Annotated in this window: 1 rRNA gene (cut by a window edge); it reads left to right on the top strand. The window is 54.4% G+C overall.

The features are described 5' to 3' along the window. A 23S ribosomal RNA gene (locus tag ABDH49_09130) occupies positions 1-270 on the top strand; its annotated part reaches 579 nt to the left of the window's first position; the annotation flags it as partial.

The following is a 270-nucleotide window of genomic DNA, read 5'->3' on the forward strand; positions in this document are numbered from 1 at the left end:
AACCGTGGATCTACAAGCCAGTGGAAGGACTATATAAGTCCGACTGCGTGCCTCTTGGAAAATGAGCCAGGGAGTTGTGGTATGGGGCAAGCTTAAGCCGATAGGCGTAGGCGTAGGGAAACCGAGTCCGAATAGGGCGATATAGTCCCATGCTGCAGACGCGAAGCGGAACGATCTATCCATGCCCAAGGTGAAGGACGGGTAACACCGTCTGGAGGCCTGAACCAATCGGTGCTGCAACACAGTTGGATGAGGTGTGGATAGGGGTGA

The organism is Candidatus Hydrothermales bacterium (assembly GCA_039630235.1).
Classification (GTDB): Bacteria; Hydrothermota; Hydrothermia; order Hydrothermales; family JAJRUZ01; genus JBCNVI01.